Annotated in this window: 2 protein-coding genes; both read right to left on the reverse strand. The window is 73.4% G+C overall.

All coding sequences use genetic code 11. The features are described 5' to 3' along the window. Positions 1 to 31: 31 nt before the first annotated feature. Entirely contained in the window at positions 32 to 1279 is a 1248-nt protein-coding gene (locus ABZ281_RS46995; RefSeq protein WP_356664704.1) for a DUF5667 domain-containing protein, read from the reverse strand. A gap of 236 nt (positions 1280 to 1515) precedes the next feature. Further along, on the reverse strand, positions 1516 to 2138 hold a 623-nt coding region (locus ABZ281_RS47000; RefSeq protein ID WP_356664706.1), incomplete at its 5' end, for an ECF subfamily RNA polymerase sigma factor, BldN family.

Raw genomic sequence — 2138 nt, forward strand, 5'->3', positions numbered from 1 at the left:
CTTGTCGAAGGGGCGCCCCCGTCGTCGCCGGCTAGTCCGCGTCCTCGCCGTCGATGCCCAGGCCGGGCAGCAGCCCGGGCAGGAGCGGCGGGAGCGTCACATCCGGCTCGGGGACGGGTGTATTGCCCTCCGCCGACGGGGAGGTGCTCGCCTCGCCGTCCTGGTCCTCCGGCGGGTCGAGCAGGCCGCCGGTGTTGCCGCCGAGCAGGCCGTCACTGTCGCTGCCGGAGCCGGCCGAGCGGCTGGGGCTGCCACTGCCGGTGCTGCCCTCCTCGCTGTGCCTGCCGCCGCTGTCGCCGGGGCGGGTCGAGCGGTCGGTGCCGGAGGAGCCGGGGGCCGACTCGGAGGCGCCGCGCCGCTTGCCGTCGCCGCCGCTGGTGGCCGGGGGCTCGGGCAGCAGGGACCGCAGCGGGGCGACATCCTCGTCTATGGCGTCGAACACGGACGATACCTGCTCGCTGACGTCCCCGAGCTGGACGGGCAGTCGCTCGCGCAGTTCGCCCCAGGCCCCGCGGTGGGAGCGGGAGAACGTGGACAGGGCCTGGATGGGGCCCAGCGAGTCCGGGTCGCGCTCGTACGCCTCGCTCAGCAGCCGGTGGCCCTCCGACGCGTCGTGCCGCATGCCGGACAGGGCGCGGCGGATCTCGCCGAGGGACTCGTGGTCCAGGGGGCCGCTGCGGCCGCGCTCCATCAGGCGGCGTGCTTCGCTGAGCCGGGTGGAGGCGTGGTCGAGGTAGACCCGGCCCCGCTCGTCCGACCCGTCGGCAAGGCCGAGCGTGACATCTTCGATGCCGCGCTTGAGGCCGTAGAGCGAGTCGCCGGGCAGGGCGTCCGAGCTGGCGGCGGAGACTCCGCCGAAGGCGCTCGCGGCCACCCCGATGCTGAGTCCGCCCGCGGTGAGGCCCTTGGCGAGCCGGGATCGCGGCCGGAACTTCTTCAGCGAACTCGCGCGGTGCGCGCCGCGAGCCCGGGACCGCTGCTCGGGGACCGCGCTGTCCGTCGCCCCGCCGCCCGCGGTGCCCTCCTGGAGCATGGCCTCGAAAGCTGCCACCAGCTGGGCCCGCTGGACGACCTTGACCTCCGGGTCGAGCTCCGGCTTGGGCAGCGCGCCGAGCCCCGAGACGAGCGCCAGATGGCGGTCCTGCTCGCTCGGTTCCGAGGCTGCCGGGGCCGGTGCCGGACCTTCGGGCTGCTCGGCCGCCCTGCCCTGCTCGGGCTGCTCCTCCAGGGCCTGGGCGAAGGCGTTCGCCCGCCGGTGCGCCGATACGTTCGCGATCACTGGCGGCACCTCCTCTCGTCATGACGGTCGGCTCCCCAGGGGGTCCTGAGGGTTGCACACCCTGACCACGACCACGCGATCGAGTGATCGGAGTCGGCCAGGGGGTGACCACAGGGAGCCTGCATCCCGCACAACGAGCGGCGTGGCACTTGGGTTACGGACGTCGGCTGATCGGATGCCGAAGCCAACGGGCCGTCACGGAACGTGAGTTGGGTGTCGCCGAGCGTGCGGGGCGGTCAGCGGGCGTCTTCCGGGAGAAGCCGGGCGAGGGTGCGGACGGCCCGGTACTGGAGGGTCTTGATGGCGCCCTCGTTCTTGCCCATCACCCGGGCGGTCTCGGCGACGGAGAGGCCCTGGAGGAAGCGGAGCGTCACACACTCCTGCTGTTGCGGGTTGAGCCGCCGTACGGCGTCGAGCAGGGCGGCGTTGGAGAGGGACTCCAGGACGGAGTCCTCGGGGGAGCGCTCGACCTCGTTGGCGTCGAGCATCTCGCCGGTGGTGACCTCGAGGCGGAAGCGGCTGGACTTGAAGTGGTCCGCGACGAGGTTGCGGGCGATGGTCACGAGCCAGGCGCCGAAGTCGCGGCCCTGCCAGGTGAAGGTGCCGATGCGGCGCAGGGCGCGCAGAAAGGTCTCGCTGGTGAGGTCCTCGGCGGTCGCTTTTCCTCCGACCCGGTAGTAGATGTACCGGTAGACGGTGTCGCTGTACTGGTCGTAGAGGCGGCCGAAGGCGTCGGACTCACCGGCCTGGGCACGCTCCACGAGCTCCATCATCCGGGCGCTGTCGCTGTCCGCGGCCGGTCGGCGCGCGGTGGCCGCCCCGGAAGGGCGGCCGCGTCTGCCGACCGCAGCGCTGCCGG

This window comes from Streptomyces sp. NPDC006265 (assembly GCF_040613555.1).
GTDB lineage: Bacteria > Actinomycetota > Actinomycetes > Streptomycetales > Streptomycetaceae > Streptomyces.